Annotated in this window: 19 protein-coding genes; 17 read left to right on the forward strand and 2 right to left on the reverse strand. The window is 69.5% G+C overall.

The window, feature by feature from the left end; genetic code table 11:
* Positions 1-7: 7 nt before the first annotated feature.
* Positions 8-925 carry a nucleoside hydrolase gene (locus ABGB08_RS12635; protein WP_347589630.1) on the reverse strand — a complete coding sequence of 306 codons (918 nt, stop codon included), beginning with the start codon at positions 923-925 and terminating at the stop codon, positions 8-10.
* A 396-nt stretch (positions 926-1321) separates the two neighbouring features.
* Here ABGB08_RS12635 and ABGB08_RS12640 point away from each other — a divergent pair, with 396 nt between their 5' ends.
* Genes ABGB08_RS12640 through ABGB08_RS12695 form a run of 12 tightly spaced genes read left to right on the forward strand, consistent with a single transcriptional unit; the run spans position 1322 to position 12942 of the window.
* The gene (locus ABGB08_RS12640) at positions 1322-2926 is read left to right on the forward strand and encodes an amidohydrolase family protein (RefSeq protein ID WP_347589632.1); all 1605 of its coding nucleotides are present in this window, start codon (positions 1322-1324) and stop codon (positions 2924-2926) included.
* A gap of 2 nt (positions 2927-2928) precedes the next feature.
* Complete coding sequence (locus tag ABGB08_RS12645) at positions 2929-3708, forward strand: isochorismatase family protein (RefSeq protein ID WP_347589634.1); 780 nt, start codon at positions 2929-2931, stop codon at positions 3706-3708.
* A complete protein-coding gene (locus ABGB08_RS12650) occupies positions 3708-4286 on the forward strand; it encodes an amino acid synthesis family protein (RefSeq protein WP_347589636.1) in 579 nt (192 codons plus the stop codon). Before ABGB08_RS12645 ends, ABGB08_RS12650 begins: the two co-directional genes overlap by 1 nt.
* Complete coding sequence (locus tag ABGB08_RS12655) at positions 4283-5014, forward strand: ABC transporter ATP-binding protein (protein ID WP_347589638.1); 732 nt, start codon at positions 4283-4285, stop codon at positions 5012-5014. The genes ABGB08_RS12650 and ABGB08_RS12655 overlap by 4 nt, the downstream gene beginning before the upstream one ends.
* A complete protein-coding gene (locus tag ABGB08_RS12660) occupies positions 5011-5901 on the forward strand; it encodes an ABC transporter permease (protein WP_347589640.1) in 891 nt (296 codons plus the stop codon). The genes ABGB08_RS12655 and ABGB08_RS12660 overlap by 4 nt, the downstream gene beginning before the upstream one ends.
* Positions 5902-5914: 13 nt before the next feature.
* Positions 5915-7048, forward strand: a complete 1134-nt coding sequence (locus ABGB08_RS12665) for an ABC transporter substrate-binding protein (RefSeq protein ID WP_347589642.1) — start codon at positions 5915-5917, stop codon at positions 7046-7048.
* A complete protein-coding gene (locus ABGB08_RS12670; RefSeq protein WP_347589644.1) occupies positions 7048-8406 on the forward strand; it encodes an amidohydrolase in 1359 nt (452 codons plus the stop codon). Before ABGB08_RS12665 ends, ABGB08_RS12670 begins: the two co-directional genes overlap by 1 nt.
* Positions 8403-9593 carry an amidohydrolase family protein gene (locus tag ABGB08_RS12675; RefSeq protein ID WP_347589646.1) on the forward strand — a complete coding sequence of 397 codons (1191 nt, stop codon included), beginning with the start codon at positions 8403-8405 and terminating at the stop codon, positions 9591-9593. Before ABGB08_RS12670 ends, ABGB08_RS12675 begins: the two co-directional genes overlap by 4 nt.
* A 19-nt stretch (positions 9594-9612) precedes the next feature.
* On the forward strand, positions 9613-10224 hold the full coding sequence (locus tag ABGB08_RS12680; RefSeq protein WP_347589648.1) for an urea carboxylase-associated family protein: 612 nt from the start codon (positions 9613-9615) through the stop codon (positions 10222-10224).
* Entirely contained in the window at positions 10221-11261 is a 1041-nt protein-coding gene (locus ABGB08_RS12685; RefSeq protein ID WP_347589650.1) for a hypothetical protein, read from the forward strand. Before ABGB08_RS12680 ends, ABGB08_RS12685 begins: the two co-directional genes overlap by 4 nt.
* Complete coding sequence (locus ABGB08_RS12690) at positions 11240-11932, forward strand: class II aldolase/adducin family protein (RefSeq protein WP_347589652.1); 693 nt, start codon at positions 11240-11242, stop codon at positions 11930-11932. The genes ABGB08_RS12685 and ABGB08_RS12690 overlap by 22 nt, the downstream gene beginning before the upstream one ends.
* Entirely contained in the window at positions 11926-12942 is a 1017-nt protein-coding gene (locus tag ABGB08_RS12695; protein WP_347589654.1) for an aspartate aminotransferase family protein, read from the forward strand. The genes ABGB08_RS12690 and ABGB08_RS12695 overlap by 7 nt, the downstream gene beginning before the upstream one ends.
* 75 nt (positions 12943-13017) lie before the next feature.
* Here the strand turns inward: ABGB08_RS12695 and ABGB08_RS12700 are convergent, their stop codons facing one another.
* Complete coding sequence (locus ABGB08_RS12700) at positions 13018-13911, reverse strand: GNAT family N-acetyltransferase (RefSeq protein WP_347589656.1); 894 nt, start codon at positions 13909-13911, stop codon at positions 13018-13020.
* A 63-nt stretch (positions 13912-13974) separates the two neighbouring features.
* Here ABGB08_RS12700 and ABGB08_RS12705 point away from each other — a divergent pair, with 63 nt between their 5' ends.
* The 5 genes from ABGB08_RS12705 (at position 13975) to ABGB08_RS12725 (ending at position 19569) form a co-directional block, all read left to right on the forward strand.
* Complete coding sequence (locus ABGB08_RS12705; RefSeq protein WP_347589658.1) at positions 13975-14295, forward strand: spore germination protein GerW family protein; 321 nt, start codon at positions 13975-13977, stop codon at positions 14293-14295.
* A 321-nt stretch (positions 14296-14616) separates the two neighbouring features.
* Positions 14617-15564 (forward strand): hypothetical protein, encoded by a 948-nt coding sequence (locus ABGB08_RS12710; RefSeq protein WP_347589660.1) that lies wholly within the window; start codon positions 14617-14619, stop codon positions 15562-15564.
* Positions 15554-16408 (forward strand): alpha/beta hydrolase, encoded by an 855-nt coding sequence (locus tag ABGB08_RS12715; protein ID WP_347589662.1) that lies wholly within the window; start codon positions 15554-15556, stop codon positions 16406-16408. The genes ABGB08_RS12710 and ABGB08_RS12715 overlap by 11 nt, the downstream gene beginning before the upstream one ends.
* Before the next feature lie 83 nt (positions 16409-16491).
* Positions 16492-17505, forward strand: a complete 1014-nt coding sequence (locus ABGB08_RS12720; RefSeq protein WP_347589664.1) for a LacI family DNA-binding transcriptional regulator — start codon at positions 16492-16494, stop codon at positions 17503-17505.
* Positions 17506-17691: 186 nt separating this feature from the next.
* The gene (locus ABGB08_RS12725) at positions 17692-19569 is read left to right on the forward strand and encodes a ricin-type beta-trefoil lectin domain protein (RefSeq protein WP_347589666.1); all 1878 of its coding nucleotides are present in this window, start codon (positions 17692-17694) and stop codon (positions 19567-19569) included.
* The last annotated feature ends 89 nt before the right edge of the window (positions 19570-19658 follow it).

The following is a 19658-nucleotide window of genomic DNA, read 5'->3' on the forward strand; positions in this document are numbered from 1 at the left end:
ATGTTCCCTAACTGTTGGTGGAGCGGACGGCGTCGCGGATCATCGAACGCAGGCGCTGGGCGTCGAGTGCGCGCACGATGCCGGCGTTCGGTCGCCGCCCGTCGATCGGGCGGCTGACGATGCTCTGGCCGCGCGTGAGCCCTTCGTCGACCATGATGTCGATCCGCACGTCCTCGGCCTCGGTGACGATGCCGGGATCCAGCGCGACCGCCATCGCGGCGGGGTCGGGCAGGTCGAAGCCCTCAAGCCCCAGGTCGAGGGAGAATTCCTGCAACACGCGCTGGATGTCGACGGCGAAGTGCGCCAGCGGTGTGCCGACGGCGCGCAGCTGCTGGACATCGTGCGGGGAATAGGTGGCGAAGCGCCGGGAGATGTCCCAGCCGACGACCTCGATCGGCAGGCCGGACTCGAACACCAGGCGCGCGGCGTGGGGATCGACGTAGATGTTGTATTCGGCGACCGGCGTGATGTTGCCGAGCCCGTCACCGGTCGCGCCCATCACGACGCAACGGCGCACCATGCGCGCGATCGACGGGTCGACGGCGAGCGCGACGGCGATGTTCGTCAGCGGGCCGAGCGTGACCAGGGTGAGCTCGCCCGGGCTGCGGCGGATGGCGGAGATCAGCGCGTCGACCGCGTGACCCGGCGCGGGCTCGCGGCCGTGCAGGGGGAGCCCGATGTCCCCCATGCCGTCGGCGCCATGGACGTGCTGGGCCGTTTCCAGCTCGAACAGCAGCGGCTTCGAGCAGCCCATGTGGACGGGGACACGGCTGCCCATCAGTTCGCACGTGTAGAGGGCGTTCTGGGTGGCCTGCACGACGTCGACGTTGCCGCCGACGGTGGTGATCGCTTCGATCTCGACGTCCGCGGCGAGCGCCAGCAGGAGCGCGACGGCGTCATCGGAGGCTGTGTCCGTGTCGATCACGAAACGGTTGGTGGGCACTGCTTCTCCTCTGTCTCTTGTTGCTGACAGGGCACCATAAAAGCATGCCGAAGTCCAGATGGATAGGGGGCGGCTTCCTGTTTGCCCTGGTGAGCAAGGCTTCGGCAGCCCCGACACACGAATGGAACGCCGCCGAAACAGCAGAGACACGGCCTGAGGTAGCTCAATTGACCGGAACGTGCTCGCGTTTCAGCACGTCAGGCCCCGGATCCAGCCCTCTGGAGCCCGGCAGCACGCTATGTGAATACGACGTAAACCGCCAAACTCCCCATTTACCGGCACCCGCTTCCTGTGGTTCTCTGTCCTCTGACAGCGACAAGAGACAGGCCGTCGACGATCACGCAGCCGTCCTGCTGTCCCTTCGGTGGAGGCACCCACATGGCACAAGAGAAACTCGACCTCAAGGTGATCGGCGGGACCGTGGTCCTGGGGGACGGGAAGTACAAACTCGGCGTCGGTGTCAAAGACGGCGTCATCGTGGCCCTGGCCGCTGACGAACTGCTGCCCGACGCGAACGAGGTCATCGACGCCCGCGGCGACTACGTCATCCCCGGCGTCGTGGACTCCGAAGCCCACCCCGGCTGTTACGTGCCCTTCGAATATGACATGCGCACCGAGTCGCGCGCGGCGGCCTGCGCCGGCATCACCACCTGGGGCATCCAGGCGCCGGTCACGCGCCTGGGCACCAAACCGTTCAAGGAGGTCGTCGGCAAGCAGGACGTGGTCTCCTTCCACGAGGCGTTCCCCTCGGCGCGCAAGGTGATCGAGGACGTCTCCTTCACCGACGCCTATCTGACCTACATGCTCGAAACCGACCAGCAGGCCAACGAGATCCCCGAGTACGTCGAACAGCACGGCGTCACCGACTACAAGCTCTACCTGCAGACCCGCGGGATGAAGGGCATGTCCGACGCCGAGGACAACAACTGGCCGTCCCGCCGGGCGGGCCTGGGCACCGGCATCGATGACGGCACGGTCTACCGCGTCATGGAGGAGGCCGCCCGCTACGGCGGCATGGTGCACATCCATCCCGAGAACTGGGAGATCGGCCGGATCTTCGAGGAGCGGCTGCGCGCGGCCGGCCGTACCGACTTCGGCGCCTGGACCGACCGCTCCCCCGACTTCCTGGAGGCGCAGCACATCCGGGCCTACGCCTATCTGGCCCAGCAGACGCCGGGCCGTGTCTCCCTGTACCTCCAGCACTGCTCGACCCAGCTCAGCTTCGACGAGGTGCTGAAGGCGCGGGGCGAAGGCGTCGACGTCTACGCCCAGACCGGCCCCGCCTGGCTGTGGGCCGAGCCGGAGTACGGCTGGCGGATCAACGTGCCGCTGCGCCGCCGCGAGAACATCGAGGCCCTGTGGGTGGCGCTGGCCGACGGGATCGTCGACGTGGTCGGTTCCGACCACGTGGTCGGCTGGGAGCCCTCGTCCTACGAGGAGATGTACAACGCCAACATCTGGGACTGCCGGACCGGCTTCTCCCGCGTCGAGATGCTGCTGCCCGTCCTGCTCTCCGAGGGGGTGGCCAAGGGCCGCATCTCGATCGAGCGCCTGGTCCAGGTGGTCTGTGAGAATCCCGCGAAGACCTCGGGGCTGTGGGGCCGGAAGGGTTCGTTGCTGCCCGGCTTCGACGCCGACATCACGATCGTCGACGCGGGCCGCGAGGTGACCGTCGGGAAGGAGCACCTGAACACGCGATCCGGCTGGTCCATCATGGAGGGCCACACCTTCACCGGGTGGCCGGTCAAGACGATCCTCCGCGGCCGGGTCAGCGCCGAGTGGGCCGACGACTCCCCCGGCATGCGTCCCGTGGGCGAGTCCCGCGGCGTCTACCTCCCCCGCACCCCCGCGGGCCGCAAGCAGGCCTACGCGGTCACCGAGCCGACCCGGGTCGCCCCGAGCGGCCGCTGGCTGGGCACCGACTTCTCCCGCCCCGGCTTCTCCCCCGAGACGCTCAAGTACACCTCGATGAAGGGAAACTGACCGTGGGCGAGCTCTACGGCAGGGGCGTGGCCCCCTGGGACGACGTCCTCGACGAGACCGACCGCGCCGTCTTCACGGCGGCGGGCTGGGGCCGCCGGGCCGGCTTCGGCACCCGTCCGGTGATCGTCGTCATCGACGTCAACTACAACTTCTGCGGCGACAGGCCCGAGCCCATCCTGGACTCGATCAGCCGGTGGCGGTACTCCTGCGGCCCCGAGGCGTGGACCCGCGGCATCCCGGCGATCCAGCGCATCCTGGCGGTGGGGCGGCGCAAGCGGCTGCCCATCGTCTACACCACCAACCCGCGCCGCCCGGACGGCTTCGACCTCGGGGTGTGGAACGACAAGAGTCACCGATCCGCCGACGCCGTCGACATCATGGGCCACCGCGGCAACGACGTCGTCCACGAGGTGGCGCCGCTGGACGGCGACATCTTCCTCGAGAAGCGCAAACCGTCGGCGTTCTTCGGCACCCCGCTGATGAGCCACCTGACGAACCTCAAGGCCGACTCGATCATCCTGACCGGCTCGACGACCAGCGGCTGCGTCCGCGCCACCGCCGTCGACGGCATCTCCTACGACCTCAAGGTCACCATCCCGTACGAGGCCGTGTTCGACCGCTCCCAGCTCTCCCACAAGGTCGCGCTCATGGACGTGCACATGAAGTACGCCGACGTCACCGACACCGACGACGTCGTGCACCACCTGGAATCACTGGAGGCGGGCCTGTTCGACGCGGTGTTCCCGCCGGCCGGGCGCGCGGCGACGGAGTCGGGTGTGTGATGGGCGAGTTCACCATCCGCCGGTTCGTCACCCAGGTCACCGAAGACCGCTCCTGCGAGGGCGTCCCCGCCGACCGGCCGCTGCGGAAGGTCGTCGTTGGAGCGATCCTGGACAACCCGTTCGCGGGCCGGTACGTCGAGGACCTGTCCCCGGCCGTCGACTGGTCGCCGGAACTCGGCGCGCTGCTCGCCGGCCTGGCGGTGCGGGCCCTCGGAGAACCGGCGCTCAGCTACGGCAAGGGCGGGATCGCCGGGACCGGCGGCGTCCAGGAGCACGTCGTCGCGTTCATCACCACACCGTTCGGCGACGCGCTGCGGAAGGCGGTCGGCGGCGGCGCCGCCTGGGTCTCCTCGGCGACCTGCGTCGGCGCCGCCGGCACCCCGCTGACCATCCCCCTAGCGCACAAGGACGCCCTCTACGTGCGCGATCACTATGACGCGGTCACGCTGTTCCCCGCCGACGCGCCGCTCCCCGGCGAGGTGCTGGTCGCGGTGGCCGTGGCCAACCGCGGGCGGCTCAACGCGCGGCTCGGCGGACTGGCCGCCGCCGACGTGGCCGGACGGGACGGCCTGACATGACCGGCCCGCTGCTATCCTTCGCGGCGGTCACCAAATCGTTCGGGCGGACCACGGCCCTCGCCCCGGTCTCCATGGAGATAGCGGCGGGCGAGTTCGTCTCCGTGATCGGCCCGTCCGGCTGCGGCAAGTCGACGCTGCTGCGGCTGGCGTCCAGCCTCGACACCGCGACGTCGGGCACGGTCCGCACCACGACCACGAACATCGGCTACGTGTTCCAGGACGCCACCCTGATGCCCTGGCGAACCGTGCGGCGCAACGTCGAACTCCTCGGTGACCTGGCCAGAGGCGACAGGAACGGCGTGCGGGCCCGGGCCCAGGCGGTGCTGGAGTCGGTGGGTCTCGCGGACTTCGCGGAACACCTGCCCCGGCAGTTGTCCGGCGGGATGCGGATGCGGGCCAGCCTGGCCCGCGCGCTGGTGCTCGAACCCGAGCTCTTCCTGTTCGACGAGCCGTTCGGCGCCCTCGACGAGATCACCCGCGCCCGCCTCAACCTCCAGTTGATGGACCTCTTCGTCGAGCGCCGGTTCGGCACGCTGTTCATCACCCACTCGGTGGCGGAGTCGGTCTTCCTGTCCACGCGGGTGGCCGTCATGTCCGCGCGCCCCGGCCGGATCGTCGCCGAGTTCCCCATCCCCTTCGAGTTCCCGCGACCGGCCGAGCTGCGCTACACGGCGGAGTTCGTCGAACTGGCCGGGCAGGTCGCCCGTGCCCTGGAGGTGGCGTCATGACCGCGAAACGCAGGACGTCCACCTTGGGGCTGGCCCTGCCGCCGCTGACGGTCTTCGTCCTGGTCCTGGCCGGATGGTACGGCGTGACCTACGGAATCCTCGACGCGGATCGGCGTTTCCTGCTCCCGCCGCCGCATCAGGTGATCGTGGACGGCTACCTGGTGGCCGACACTCGCGCCGACATCCTCACCGCCGCCCTGGTCTCGCTGAAGGTGGCGGCGATCGGCCTGTCGATCGCCTTCGTCATCGGCTCCGTGCTGGCGATCCTGATGGCACAGGCCCGCTGGATCGAACGCTCGCTCTATCCGTGGGCCGTCTTCCTGCAGACCATCCCGATCCTGGCGATCGTTCCCGTCATCGGCTTCTGGTTCGGCTACGAGCTGACCGCGCGCGTGATCGTCTGCGTGCTCATCTCCGCCTTCCCGCTGATCATCAATCCGCTTCAGGGGCTGCTGAGCACCGACCGGGGCCTGCACGACCTGATGACGCTGGCCCGCGCCGGCCGCCTCACCCGCTTGATCAAATTGCAGATCCCGTCCGCCCTGCCGCAGGTCTTCGTCGCCCTGCAGACCGCCGCGGGCCTGGCCATCGTCGGCGCCATCGTCGGTGACTTCTTCTTCGGCCGCGGCGAGACCGGGCTCGGCCTGCTCCTGTCCCGGTACAGCTCCCGCCTGCAGTCGGCCGAGATGATCGCGACCATGTTCGTCGCCGCAGCCCTGGGCATTCTCGTCTTCTGGATCTTCGGCGTACTCGGGCGGCGGATCGTCGGCCGCTGGTCCGACGCGTGGGGAGCAGCAGAACGACAGGTCTCCTCCCCCTCTCTCGAAGGAGAGCTGGACCACCCGCCGGCCGGCGCTGACCGGCTCACCCACGCCCAGGCGCAGTGAAAGGACCGAGAACATGCGCAAAGGACCCAATAGCGCGGCAGCGCTCCTCGTGGGGATATGGCTGCTCGCCGCCTGCTCGGCGGAGCAAACGACCGCTTCGACCACCGCCGACCGTCAGGGTGTGCTGTCCGGCGTCTGCCCGAGCACCGTGGTGATCCAGGCCGACTGGGAGCCCGAGGCCGAGCACGGCGGCGTCTACCACCTCCTCGGCGACAAGTACGAGATCGACGAGCGGACCAAGTCGGTCACCGGACCGCTCCTGGCCGCGGGTCAGGACACCGGAGTCGACGCCCAGATCCGCATCGGCGGCTCGGCGGTCGGTTACCAGTCGGCGCACTCGCTGCTGTACCAGGACCCCGAGATCCTGATCGGCTTCGGCCGGGTCACCGAGTACATGGTCGCGCTCAAGGACACGCCGGTGGTCTCCATCATGGCCCTCCTGGAGAAGAGCCCCTACGCCATCTTCTGGGATCCGAAGACCTACCCCGAGGTCCAGGCGATCGCCGACTTGAAGGCCAAGAACGTCGTGATCGAGATGGGTTCGGAGAACGCCGTCTGGCAGGAATACCTGCTCGGAAAGGGATTGGTCACCGAGTCCCAGGCCGACCGGAGCGTCCCCCAGCCGGGCGCCTTCGTCGCCGCGGGCGGCAAGGAGGCCCAAGCCGGCTTCATCACCTCAGAGCCCTATATGTACGAACACGAGATGCCCCAGTGGGGCCGCCCGGTCAAGGGCCAGCTCCTTCACGACGTCGGCTACCCGGAGTATTTCCAGTCGCTGGTGGTGCGCAAGGCCGACGTGACCGAACAGGCCGGTTGCCTGTCGAAGCTGATCCCGATCATCCAGCGGTCCCTGAAGGACTACGTCCAGAACTCCGAGAAGACGAACGCGCTCATCGTCGAGCTGGTCGACACCTATGACACCGGCTGGATCTACACCGCGGGCCGGGCCAAGGCCTCGATCGACGAGCAGATCAAATTGGGCCTGGTGAGCAACGGCGACGACAAGATCCTCGGCAACTTCGACATGAACCGCGTGCAGGAACTCATCGGCATCGTCGGCACGTACACCAAGACCGACGTCAGCGGCGTGCAACCGGCCGACCTGGTCACCAACGAGTTCATCGACGAGTCGATCGGCGTCGATTGATGATCGCAGAGAGCATCCTCGTCCGTGGCCGCCACGTGCTCACCTCGGCCACGCCCGCCGTGGTCGATGACGGCGCGGTCCTCGTCGTGGGCGAGAGCATCGCCGACGTCGGCCCGTACGACGAGCTGCGGGCCGCGCACCCGGACGCGGGTGCGCTCGGCGGTCCGTACGACATCGTGACGCCGGGGTTCGTCAACACCCACGGGCACTTCTCGGAGGGCCTGCTCGCCGGTATCGGCGAGCAGTACACCCTCGGGGAGTGGATTCACGGGCTGATCAACCCGATCGCCCCCCACCTCACCCGCGCCATGGCCTACGTCGCCACGATGCTGTCGGGCATCCAGATGCTGCGCAGCGGCATCACCACCGCCAACGACATGTTCGTGTGCGAGCCGCGGCCGGAGCCGGTCACGCCGGCGGTGGTGACGGCGCTCGACGAGCTGGGCCTGCGCGGCGTGGTCTCCTTCGGCGCCGGGGACCTGCGCTCGGCCGGCGAGGTCGCGCCGCAGCTGGCGGAGCACGAGGCGCTCCGGGAGGCGGCGGCAGCGAGCCGGCTGTGCACGTTCAGGGTGGGCATCGGCGCCGTCGGCGGGCAGAGCGACAAGCTGTTCGCCGCCTCCGCCGACCTCGCGGTGCGCGGGGGGCACGGCGTGCACATCCATCTGCACGAAGTCCGCGAGGAGGTCACCGCCACCCGCCAGCGGTTCGGTGTCACCCCGATCGCCCACTGCGCCCGGGAAGGGCTCTTCACCGCGCCCACCCTGGCCGCGCACTGCGTCTGGGCCGACCGCGCCGACCGTGACCTACTGGCGAGGCACCGCGTGGGGGTGGCGCACAACCCGGTGGCGAACATGATCCTCGCCTCCGGCGCGGCCCCGGTGGCCGAGTTGCGGGCGCTGGGGGTCGACGTCGGGATCGGCGTCGACGGCGCGGCCTCCAATGACAGCCAGGACATGCTGCAGGCCGTCAAGGCCACCGCGCTGCTGGCGCGGGTGCACCACCTGCAGGCCACCGCCATGACCGCCCGCGAGGCCTTCGAGATGGCCACCATCGGCGGCGCCCGGGCGCTGCGCATGGCGGCGACCGTCGGCTCCCTGGAGCCCGGCAAAGCCGCTGACCTGGTCGTCTTCGATGGCTCCTCGCCCGCTCTCGCCAACGTTCACGACCCCTACGAGGCGGTGGTCTACGTCGCCGGATCCCGCGAGGTGAAGGACGTCCTCGTCGCCGGGCGGCCCAGCGTGGCCGATGGCGACGTGGTCACCGTCGATGTGGCCGACCTCGTCGCACGCTCGCGGCCACTGGCCAGGGAACTGGTGACCAGGGCCGGGCTGAGCCACCTTTCGGAGCTGGCCCGATGAGCCGCACACTGATCCACAACATCGGCGCCCTGATCACCGGCGACATCGCCGCGCCGGTCGCCGATCCCGGCGCCATCCTCATCGAGGACGGAAAGATCGCCGAGGTCGGCACCGGAGTCACTCCCGGCGAGGCCGACCAGGTGATCGACGCCCTCGGCACCACCGTGGCCCCCGGCCTGATCGACTCCCACTGCCACGTGGTGCTGGGCGACTACACGCCCCGGCAGACCGCGGTGGGCTTTCTCGCCTCCTACCTGCACGGCGGGATCACCTCGGTGATCTCGCCGGGCGAGATCCACCTGCCCGGCCGCCCGCACGACGCCGCGGGAGTGAAGGCGCTCGCCGTGATCGCCCAGCGGTCCTGGAGCGCGTACCGCCCAGGCGGGATGAAGGTCAACGGCGGCTCGGTCGTCCTTGAGCCGGTGCTCACCGCTGACGACCTGCGCGAACTCGCCGAGCTCGGGGTGCGCTGGGCCAAGTTCGGGTTCGGCCGCTACGCCGACCCAGCCGACGGCGTGCCGCAGATCCGGGACGCGCGGGCCGCGGGGATCGTGGTGACCTGCCATTCCGGTGGCGCCTCCATCCCCGGTTCGAAGCCGATCACCACCGACCATCTGCTCCTGCTCCGGCCGGACGTCTGCGGCCATCTCAACGGCGGTCCCACCTCGCTGGACGCAGGCGGTCTGCGCGCGATCGTCCGCGACACCGGCATGGCCCTGCAGCTCGTCCAGGCCGGCAACCTGCGCAGCGCCATCGAACTGGTCGCGCTGGTCGGCGAGTACGGCGCCGAGCGGCGCGTGGTCCTCGGGTCCGACACCCCCACGGGCACGGGCACGATGCCACTCGGCGTGATCAAGACGGTCGCGGAGCTGAGCTCCCTCGCCGGTGTCGACCCCGCCGTCGCGTGGGCCTGGGCCACGGGCAACGCCTCATCGGTCTACTCGCTCGAGGCGGGGATCGTGGCACCGGGCCGTCCCGCGGACCTGGTCGTGCTGGACGCGCCCTGGGGGTCGCAGGCGCCCGACGCGCTCGGCGCCCTGGCCCGCGGGGACATCCCCGGCATCAGCGCGGTCCTCGTGGACGGCGAGATCAAGGCGCTGTCCAGCCGCAACACCCCGGCCGCCGGCCGCGCCGCACGAGTCACCCCGCCCATCCCGCAGCCGCCGGGCTCGGCGCACGTCTGCTGACACCACCGGAGAGGCATGAATGATCATCACTGAAGCCGTCATCCCCGCAGGTGAGGGCCGCGGCGTGCGCGTGGCGGCCGGGCAACTGCTCGACGTGATCGACCTGGAAGGCAGCCAGGTGGCGGACCTGGTGGCCTACGACGCGGACAACCCCGAGGAGTATCTGTCGCCCGCGCACACCGCCGCGGTCAACACCTCGCTGCGGCTGAAGGTGGGCCACAGCGTGTACTCCAACCATCGCAACCCCCTGCTCACGATCCTGCGCGACGACGTCGGCGAGCACGACATCGTGGTCCCGTGCTGCGACCCCGAACGGTACGCGTACTCCTACGGGGTGACCGAGCACCGCAACTGCCTGAATAACCTGCGCCAGGCGCGCGACCTGCTCGGTCTCGGCCTCGTGGTGCGCGGCGAGAACGCCTGGAACGTCTTCATGCACAACCGGGTGACCGCCGACGGAGAGGTGGTCACCGACCCGGCGACGCATCCGGCCGGCTCCACCATGACCCTGCGCGCGGAGCGGGACCTGGTGGTGCTGATCTCCGCGTGCCCGCAGGACCTGAGCCCGTGCAACAACTACGACCCGACCGCGATGCGGTTCGTGGTCAGAACCGAGGAGAACGGCCGATGAACGCAGAAACGCTGACCAGGCAGGCAAGGCTGACGGCTTCGGCCCGCAAGATCAGGCCGCCGTTCGCCCTCGATCCCGATCTGCGCTTCTACTCGCCGCAGGAGAATCTGGACGCGCTCCGGCACCCGAGGGTCGCCTCCTGGCTGGAGTTCATCCGGCGGGAGTGGACCCCGACGCCCGTGCCCGGCGCGGTGGGCCGCATCGCGCTCCTGGTGCCCTGCACCAAGTACAAGCCGTATCCCACCAGCCGGGAGCATCGCGGGATCAACTCCGCCCTGCTGGACGCGGGGTGGGCGCCGATCGGCGGGCCGGTTCCGGACGGCTTGGAGAAGTGCCTGGACTCCGGTGAGGACGGCCGCTTGCTGGACGTCACGCCGATGGTGCGCGAGGGGTTCGTGCTCGACCGGTTCATCGTCAGCGAGCCGCTCGGGCTGGTGCCGTACGAGCATGCCTACTGGTGGCGGGGCGAGCAGAGCCCGGCGACGTCCTATGACGACCCGGGGCTGTTCGAGTCCCGCGGCACCTCGGTCTCGCCGTACCGGGATGACTGCACCGCCGTGCCGCTGCGGGACGGCACCTGGCGGTGGGGGCCCGGGGAGCGGGAGGCGTACGCCGAGGTGCACAACGCGCTCGTTGACGTGCTGGCCGCGGTGCTCGGCAGGCTCGCCCCGTCCTATGCGGGGATCGGGGCCTGGGTGTCGCCCGGCCTGACCCATGTCAGCTTCCTGGCCGATCGGGAACGGCGCCGCACCGACGGCATCCCGGCGGTGAAGCATGGCGTGTCCGGGCCGAGGACGCTCACGGGGGTGCTCGACCTCCTCCCTGGAGTGGTCACCTTGATGCCCACCCGGGCCCAGCTCGAGGCCGCCACCGAGGCGCTGCGCGAGCGGCTGTCCGGCCAGGGGCGCTCGGCCACTCCGGGATCGGTGCGCTCGATCTTCGCCCGCGGGGACGGCCGCGACACGCCGCTGGCCCTGCCGGAAACCCTTACGCATCTCATCGGCTGGCTCGACGCGTGGACAGCGGCACCGCGGTGAGCGCGGTGCAGGAGCTGCGGGCCGAGGTGGCGCGGACGGCGCGGATGATCGCCGCCGCCGGCCTGATCGAGGCCTTCGGGCACGTTTCGGCCCGGCTCCCCGACGGCGGGGCGGCGATCACCTCGACGCGTCCGCTGCTGTCCGCCGGCGCCGAGGACGTGATCGTGTTCGACGCCGCGGGCCGAGCCGTGTCCGGTCCGCTGTTCGACGTGCCGCTGGAGATCTGGCTGCATCTGGCGGTGTACGCCGCGCGACCGGACGTGGGCGGAATCTGCCGCGGGCATTCCCCGGCCGCGGTGGCCTGGGGCACCGGTGCCGCGGAACTGCCCGTGCTGCACGGGCTTGGCCTGCTGGCCGGACGCCGGGTCCAGGTGTACGACGACGTCGCCCTGGTCTCCACGCCGGAGCGGGGCGCCGCGGCGGCCGGTCGCCTGGGGACGTACATGGCCATGCTCCTGCGGGCCAACGGGGCGATCGCCGTCGGCGCGGACCCGGTGGAGGCGGCCACCCGCCTCTACGCGGTGGAGGACCGGGCCCGGGTGGCGCTCGCCGCTCGGCACCTGCCCGGCCGGGTCGTACCCGACGCCGACTGGAATGCCCGGGGGCACGACAGCGCCGTGGAACTGCGGCGTGCCCGCAGATGGTTCACCCACCGGTTCGACACATGCTGAACTCAGTCATCGTGGCGGCGTCCGGGTGCACGATCAAGGCGGCCGACGGGCGGGTCTACCTCGACATGACGTCCGGCACCGCGGTCCCCGGCGTGGGTCACAGCAGGCCGGAGGTGATCAGCGCGGTGCATCAGCAGATCCGCCGCTACGCTCATGTCGACGGGTACGACCGCTTCGTGGCGCCGGTGCAGGTGGAGTTCGCGGAACGTCTCACCAGGGTGGCCGGTGCCAGGCTCACCAAGGCCTGCCTCACCTCCGGTGGCGCTGAGGCCATCGACTACGCACTCGAGCTGGCCCGCGCCCACACCGGGCGGCTCAAGGTCATGGCCTGCCGTGAGGAGGAGTTCGTTCCCTTCGATGACCTCGACGCCGCCGCGGCGGCCGTTGACGAGCACACCGCGGCGGTGATCGTGGAACCGATCCAGGGGCGTGTTCCCGCCGACGCCTTCCTGCCCGGGCTGCGGGAGCTGTGCACGAGCCGGGGCGCGCTCCTCATCTGCGACGAGAACCGGGGCGGCATGGGCGTCACCGGGACGTGGTTCTCCCACCAGTTGTGGGGCGTCGACCCCGACATCGTCACCTGTGCCATCGGCGGCGGGTTCCCCTTGGGGGCGGTGCTGGCCCGGCCCGAAGTCTTCGCGTCACTGGGGACCACGATGAGTGGCAGCCCGGTGGCTTGCGTGGCCGGTATCGCGGCGTTCGACCTGATCGAGAAGGAAGGCTTGGTCGCCAAGGCGGCGGAGACCGGCGCCTACCTGCGCGAGCGCCTGGAGTCCGTGCGCGGTCAGTTCCCCGATCTGCTCGTCGACGTCCGTGGCCGCGGCCTTTGGTGGGCTTTCGACCTGTCGGTGCCCGCGCAGCCGGTCGTCGAGGCGATAAGGGAGCGCGGCGTGCTCGTCGGGTCGGTGCGCCAGGCCGTCGTCCTGGCACCTCCCCTGGTGATCACGCCTGCCGAGATCGACGTGTTCATCGGCGTACTGCGCGTGGTATTGAGGAGGGTGAGCACCTGACTTCGGCGGTGGTTCGCCGGCACCTACCCCCCAGCCGCGTCGAGTTCGCGCGGCCGGTGTGTCCTCCGTTCCTGCTCAGAGGGTGTTCTGCCAGATGTCGATGGCGAGGATGCGGCGCATGCCGACCGACAGGTAGAGGTCCAGGGCCGGGGTCGTGTTGCCGGAGTCCACGTGCAGGATCGTGCCGATGCGGCCGCGACGCCAGTCGGCCGCGAAGGCGCGGCGGAGCATCAGCTTGCCGAGACCCTTGCCGCGGAAGGCGGGCCTGACCGCCAAGGTCAGCACGTAGCCGCAGTTCTCGTCGGGGACGAAGTGGTTCGTGCCGACCATCACGGCCGCGGGAACGCCGTGCACCTTCGCGACGAGCGCCTGCCCCCAGTCGTGCGCGCTGGAGGCCTCCCGCGCGTCGGCCCACTCCTCGAAGCTCTGCGGGACGTGCCCGAAATGTTCGGCGAATGCCTCCTCCTTGATCGCGTGGGCGGCGCGCAGCAGTTCCTCGTCGTCGCCCGAACCGGTCTCGACGGTCACGCCCGCCAGGAACGAGGGCGCGGGCTCGCCGTTGTGATCGATGCGCATGCGGTGGAAGCTGGTCGCGGGCGCGAACCCGCGCGCCCTCGCCGCCTCCTGCTGGGCGGTGTCCTGGGCGTAGATGCCGATGTCGGCGGTGACGCCGCTGAACCGGCCGAGCACCAGCTCCCAGAGCGCCTCCTCGGCTTCGGCGCCGCGGGCGCGGACGTCGATGTCCACCCGGTCGCTCTCCCCCTTGCGGCAGGCCCAGCCCCAGCCGACCAGCCGCTCCCCCTCGTAGGCGAGCCAGCCGTCCGCGGCCGGATCGAAGTCGGGCTCGGTGAGCTGATCGAGTACGTCCGCCGGAGTCAAGTCCGGCCGTCCGAGCACCCGGGTGTCGTGCTCGGCCACCAGTTCGTAGATCGCGTCCGCGTCTGCGGGCTTCGGATGCCTGATTTCCATGCCTCCGTTGTACGCCGGGCCACTTGGCGACCACTTGCTATGGAATTGGGGACACACTTGGGTATGGATATTCGAGAGCTCCTGTCCGGCCTCACCGGAGCCCAGCGCGTGTACGGGGAACCGTACGAACGCGACGGAATCACGGTCATCCCCGCCTCCGTCATCCGAGGTGGGGGCGGCTTCGGCAACGGCAATGGAGAGCTGGGCTCCGGCGAGGGCGGCGGCGGGGGCATCAACGGACGGCCGATCGGGGCCTACGTCATCAAGGACGGCGAGGTCCGCTGGGAACCGGCGCTCGATGTCGGGCGGCTCGTCCTCGGCGGGCAATTGCTGGTGGCCCTGCTCGCGCTGCTCGCGTTCCGCCTGCTCCGCCGCCGGAAATGAACGGTCAATCGCCGGCCGACCTGCTCGCGCTCCGCCCGCTCCGCCGCCCGCAATGAACGGTTAATCGCTGGCCGCCCTGTTCGCGTTCCGCCGGCTCCGCTGTCGGAGATGAACTGTTTCCGTTAACGGGTTGCCTGCAGGGCGTGGCTTGCCAAGAATTGAGGCGCGAAGGACCGGGGGCCTTCGGACACTTTTCTTCGGGGCGTTCCAGTTAATTAGAAAGCCGTGATCTGGACGGCCGTGGCGGTGAATCGCCTGGTCGGCGGCAATGCGGCTGGCTATGGGACCTGGTTGATATCTGGGGGCGTTGTGGTCGCCTGGGTGACCCAGCCGGTGCCGGGAGCGGTGACGGCGATCGTACTGATCGTGCTGTCGGCGCTCGTGTCGTCGCGGCTGCTGAAAGTGCTCCTGTTCGGGGCGGCGGCCGGGGTGCTGGTGGCCGTGGCGGTGAATCTGCCCGCCGGGGAGACGCCGGGGTCGGGGCTCGTCGACGGGCTGGACGCGGACGGGGTGGCCGGGTGGCTGCGGGATCCGCTGGTGGCGCTGGTGCTGGCCGTGGTGCTCGCCTTCATCGGGACGCAGTCGGGGTGGCGGCTGGTCAAGGCGGTGATGTTCTGCGCGGCGGTGGCGGCCGTGTGCTGGACGGCGGTCAGCTACACCTCGGCGCTGACCGCGGTGGCGGGGGCGATCGCCACGATCGTGGTGTGGCTGATCATCGCGGTGACGTTGGTCACGGTGGTGCTGGTGGTCGGGGTGCTGGTTCTGGCGGCGCGGTCGGATGGGCGGGATGATCGGGAACTGCTGACGCTCGGGCATCGGACGAGGTTGCCCGCCCTGGATGACGACCACGATGACCCACGGCTCGCCCGATTTATCCGCATAAATGGCTGTTTCAATCGGTTGATTGAGCTGATTGAGGAGGCCGCCGATCTTGGTGATCGGGATCTGTCGGTTCCGCAGACAATCGGGGCGGTGGCGGCTTTCTATTTCTCGGGGTTACGGCCGCTCATGCCGGAGATCAAGTCGATCCACGCCGATCTGAACGCGGAGATCGCGGAGCTGGGGCCTGGGTTCGGGCGGATGGCGCGGGCGCGGGTCTACCTGCCGACACGGATGGAATGGCGGGAGCTGACGGCCCAGGAAGGGGTGATATTTCCGTATCCGATCCTGCGGCTGCTGCTGCTCAACCGGCGCTGGCGGGAGGTGGGGACGATCACCTACAAATGGCATAGATGCCAGTATCTGATCGAGGATTATCTTGGCCTCTGAATTTCCGGCGGAAACGGTGGAGACGGACGACGGCGTGCGCTTGTGGGCGACGCGGGTCGGCCAGGGGGTTCCTGTGGTGCTCTGTCACGGCGGCCCGGGATTGTGGGACATGTTCGGCGACATGGCCGATCTGCTGAAAAATGTGGCTACGGTCCATCGGTGGGACCAGCGGGGATGCGGGCGATCGGATCGGCGTGGGCCGTACACGTGGGGTCGGGCGCTCGCGGACCTGGAAGCCGTACGGCGATATTTCGGGTTGGAGCGGATGGTGCTGGCCGGGCATTCCTGGGGAGCCCAGCTGGCGTTGCGTTATGCGCTTGATAATCCCGGGCAGGTCAGCGGGTTGATCTACATCGCCGGTACGGGAATCGATCCGGTGGCCACGTGGCGGGAGCCGTACCAGAAGAATTTCCAGGAGCGTTTGGGCGGGCGGCTGGCTCGGTGGGCGGAATTGAAGGGCCGGGCGCGTTCGGAGGCCGAGGAGCGGGAAATGTGTGTGCTCCAATGGTCGGCGGAATTCGCCGATAACGGGCTGGAACACGCCGAGAGCATGGCCAGTCCCTGGTTCGGCGTTAATTTCGACTACAACGCCGCCATCAATGCCGAAGACAAGCTCACCTGGGGGGCCACGGAACTCCACGACCGCTGCCGGGCCTGCGAGGTGCCCGCGCTGATCGTGGACGGCGAAAATGACATCCGCCCCCGCTGGTCGGTGAATTCGCTGGCGGACGCGCTGCCGCGCGTTTCCCGGGTCGTGCTGGAAAACGCGGGCCACCTGCCCTGGGTGGAGAAACCCGCCGAGTTCCAGACCGCGGTCGGCGATTTCCTGACCCACCGCCGGTGACCCGGGAGGCCAGGTCCAGGCGCCGGATAGCGGCGAGCCGCTCATTCTGGTGCTTAAGTTGAGGGAGTCAATATGCTGTGGCGGTGGCCAGATCGGCGGGAAATCGGGCGACGGTCCGGGATGTCGCGGCCGAGACGGGCCTGTCGATCGCGACCGTTTCCCGGGTGCTCAACGGCCAGGCGAATGTCGCCGCGCACACCCGGGAGCTCGTGCTCCGCGCGGTGGACCGGCTCGGCGACCAGGCGCCGCGGCGGCGCGGCGCGGTCCCAGGCGGGATCTACGTCCGCTGCCCCTACCTGCTCACCGACTACTTCGGGCTGATCGTCTCCTCGGTGGCCGAGACCGTGGAGCTGCACGGCCGCCAGCTGATCCTCGGCGCGGGTGAGGCCGCCCAGCGCACTGCCGTGCTGCCGACCCTCGGCGACCGGCCCGACATCGCGGGCGCGATCCTCATCCTGCCGCCGGAACCCGCGGAAGAGCTCGTCAGGCTCCGCGACCGCCAGTTCCCGTTCGTGGTGATCGATCCGCGTACGCCCCCGCCGAAGGACATTGTGGCCGTCTCCGCCGCGCATTTCGCGGGGGCCCGCAAGCTCATGTCCCACCTGGTGGAACTCGGCCATCGCCGGGTCGGCATCATCGGCGGCCCGGAGGACTGGCTGGCCAGCGACGCCCGGCTCGCTGGTTATACGGCCTCCCTCGCCGACGCGGGCGTGCTACCCGCCGCCCAGTTGCTGCGGACGGTCGTCGAGCCGAACACCGAGAATGGCTACCGCGCCGCCTGCGAACTCCTCGACCTCCCCGAACGCCCGACGGCGCTGGTCGGCTTCAACGACAAGATGGCGGTCGGCGCCCTACTGGCCGCAGCGGAACGCGGCCTCAGCATCCCCCGCGACCTGTCCGTGGCCGGATTCGACGACATCGACGTGAGCCGCGCCACCCGGCCGATGCTCACCACCGTGCGCCAGCCGTTGCAGGAAATGGGCCGCATGGCGGTCGCGCTCCTGATGCGGCTGCTGGACCGCCACACCCTGGAAGCCCTGCACGTCTCGCTGGGCACCGAGCTCATCATCCGCGGCTCGACCGGCCCGGCCGCCTAGTTTGTTTCATTTTGTTTCACAGGGCGGTGGTGGCCCTTTTCCGGGCTCTGAATGCGACATATACGGGCCTTGACACCAAGTTCCACACGTGTTGTCCTTCTCCAACAAGACATGTTTCAAGCCTTGTTTCATTTGTTACGCCGACGGTTCCCGGCCCGTCGGAGCCTGTCGTGAAAGGAATCCTTCGTGTTCCGTCCGTCTCGCAGGGCCGTCACCCTCGGCGTGGTCCTCGCCTCCGCCGTCTGGGTCGCCGGGCCCGTGATCGCCTCGCCCGCGTACGCCGCCAACGAACAGGTCAACATCTGGCTCACCACCACCTCGGACGCCGGCGGCCGCAACGTCACGCGCGGCCTGCAGCAGCAGTCCCCCATCACGTTCGGCCCCGCCGGCGGCAGCGCCAACCACACGATCACCGTCAACGAGGGCACCACGTACCAGCAGTTCGAGGGCGCCGGGGCGTCGATCACCGACACCACCGCCTACCTGCTGCGCGGCGGCCCCGTGAGCGCCGCCACCCGCGACGCCGCGATGCGCAAGCTGTTCCACCCGGTCGACGGCATCGGGCTCGGCTTCGTGCGCAACCCGATCGGCGCCTCCGATCTGTCCCGCCCGGGGAACGTCTCGCTGGACGACACCTGCTGCAACCTCAACGACTTCGGCGCCAACGGCTATGACACCAACGTCCGCCTGCTGACCCAGCAGGCCAAGTCCCTCAACCCGGCGCTCCGGGTGAAGGGGGTGCCGTGGAGCGCGCCCGGCTGGATGAAGGACAACGGCCGGATGGACCAGATGGGCTGGCTGCAGTTCTCGTACTACCCGATGTACGCCCAGTACTTCGTCAAGTACATCCAGAGCTACCAGGCCGCCGGAATCCCGGTGGACTACATCTCCGTCCAGAACGAGCCCAACTGCTGCCAGGCGGCCAACCCGCCCGCGATGAACTACCCGGGCATGAGCTGGAACTCCTCCGGCCTGGCCGAGTTCACCAAGAACCACATCTACCCGGCGTTCCGGGCGGCCGGCATCACCACCAAGGTGCTCATCCACGACTGGAACTACGGCGACTGGGCCACCATGGGCTCGGGCGTGCTCAACGACGCGGCCGTCCGCAACGACCCCCTGTTCGGCGGCGTCGCCTGGCACGGCTACTTCGGCGACCCCGCCGTCGGCACCCAGGTCCACAACCAGTTCCCGGCCGTGAAACAGTTCAGCACCGAGCACTCCGGCGGCAACTGGATCGGCAACCAGCACAACGAGGACCTGAACGACATCGTCACCTACGCCCGCAACTGGAGCGGCAGCCTGGTCAAGTGGAGCCTCGCGCTCAACCAGTTCCAGGGCCCGCACAACGGCGGCTGCGACGTCTGCACCGGCCTGATCACCGTGCAGGAGGGCGGCGCGCGGGCTGGCCAGATCGACTACACGATCGAGTACTACACCACCGGCCACCTGTCCAAGTTCGTCAAGCCCGGCGCGTTCCGGATCGACTCCACCAACAACACCACCATCCAGAACGTCGCCTGGCGCAACCCGGACGGCTCCAAGGCCCTGATCGCCCACAACGGCGGCACGTCCGCCCAGTCCGTACGGGTGAACTGGGGCAACCAGTCCTTCGTGTACAACTTGCCCGCCCGTACGACCGCGACCTTCACCTGGTCAGGCACTCCCGGCTCCGGCGGGGGCAGCGGGACCCCTATTACCGGACTCGCCGGTAAGTGCATCGACGTCGCGGGCGCCAGCAGCGCCGACGGCACCCCCGTCCAGCTCTACACCTGCAACGGCACCGCCGCCCAGCAGTGGACCCGCCCAGGCGACGGCACCCTCCGCGCCCTGGGCAAGTGCCTCGACCTGGTCTCCCACGGCACCGCCAACGGCACCCAGGCCCAACTCTGGACCTGCACCGGCGCCCCCAACCAGCAGTGGACCTACACAGCCGCCCGCGACCTGGTGAACCCCGCCGCCAACAAGTGCCTAGACGTCACCGGCAACACCAGCACCGACGCCACCCGCCTCCAAATCTGGACCTGCACCGGCGCCGCCAACCAGAAGTGGAACCTCTCCTAACCCAAACCGGATGCAGGTCCCTCGGGGGGGACCTGCACCCATTGCATACTCATGGGCATGGAGGAGGAACGATTCCCGCCGGGTCACGG

Source organism: Acrocarpospora sp. B8E8, assembly GCF_039871605.1.
Taxonomy (GTDB): domain Bacteria; phylum Actinomycetota; class Actinomycetes; order Streptosporangiales; family Streptosporangiaceae; genus Acrocarpospora; species Acrocarpospora macrocephala.

Bases quoted from the DNA above. Each gene is read 5' to 3' on its own strand.
- ABGB08_RS12695 (WP_347589654.1), top strand. From the start codon at position 11,926: ATGCTGAACTCAGTCATCGTGGCGGCGTCCGGGTGCACGATCAAGGCG.
- ABGB08_RS12705 (WP_347589658.1), top strand. From the start codon at position 13,975: ATGGATATTCGAGAGCTCCTGTCCGGCCTCACCGGAGCCCAGCGCGTG.
- ABGB08_RS12640 (WP_347589632.1), top strand. From the start codon at position 1,322: ATGGCACAAGAGAAACTCGACCTCAAGGTGATCGGCGGGACCGTGGTC.
- ABGB08_RS12665 (WP_347589642.1), top strand. From the start codon at position 5,915: ATGCGCAAAGGACCCAATAGCGCGGCAGCGCTCCTCGTGGGGATATGG.
- ABGB08_RS12685 (WP_347589650.1), top strand. From the start codon at position 10,221: ATGAACGCAGAAACGCTGACCAGGCAGGCAAGGCTGACGGCTTCGGCC.
- ABGB08_RS12650 (WP_347589636.1), top strand. From the start codon at position 3,708: ATGGGCGAGTTCACCATCCGCCGGTTCGTCACCCAGGTCACCGAAGAC.
- ABGB08_RS12700 (WP_347589656.1), bottom strand. From the start codon at position 13,911: ATGGAAATCAGGCATCCGAAGCCCGCAGACGCGGACGCGATCTACGAA.
- ABGB08_RS12660 (WP_347589640.1), top strand. From the start codon at position 5,011: ATGACCGCGAAACGCAGGACGTCCACCTTGGGGCTGGCCCTGCCGCCG.
- ABGB08_RS12670 (WP_347589644.1), top strand. From the start codon at position 7,048: ATGATCGCAGAGAGCATCCTCGTCCGTGGCCGCCACGTGCTCACCTCG.
- ABGB08_RS12655 (WP_347589638.1), top strand. From the start codon at position 4,283: ATGACCGGCCCGCTGCTATCCTTCGCGGCGGTCACCAAATCGTTCGGG.
- ABGB08_RS12680 (WP_347589648.1), top strand. From the start codon at position 9,613: ATGATCATCACTGAAGCCGTCATCCCCGCAGGTGAGGGCCGCGGCGTG.
- ABGB08_RS12675 (WP_347589646.1), top strand. From the start codon at position 8,403: ATGAGCCGCACACTGATCCACAACATCGGCGCCCTGATCACCGGCGAC.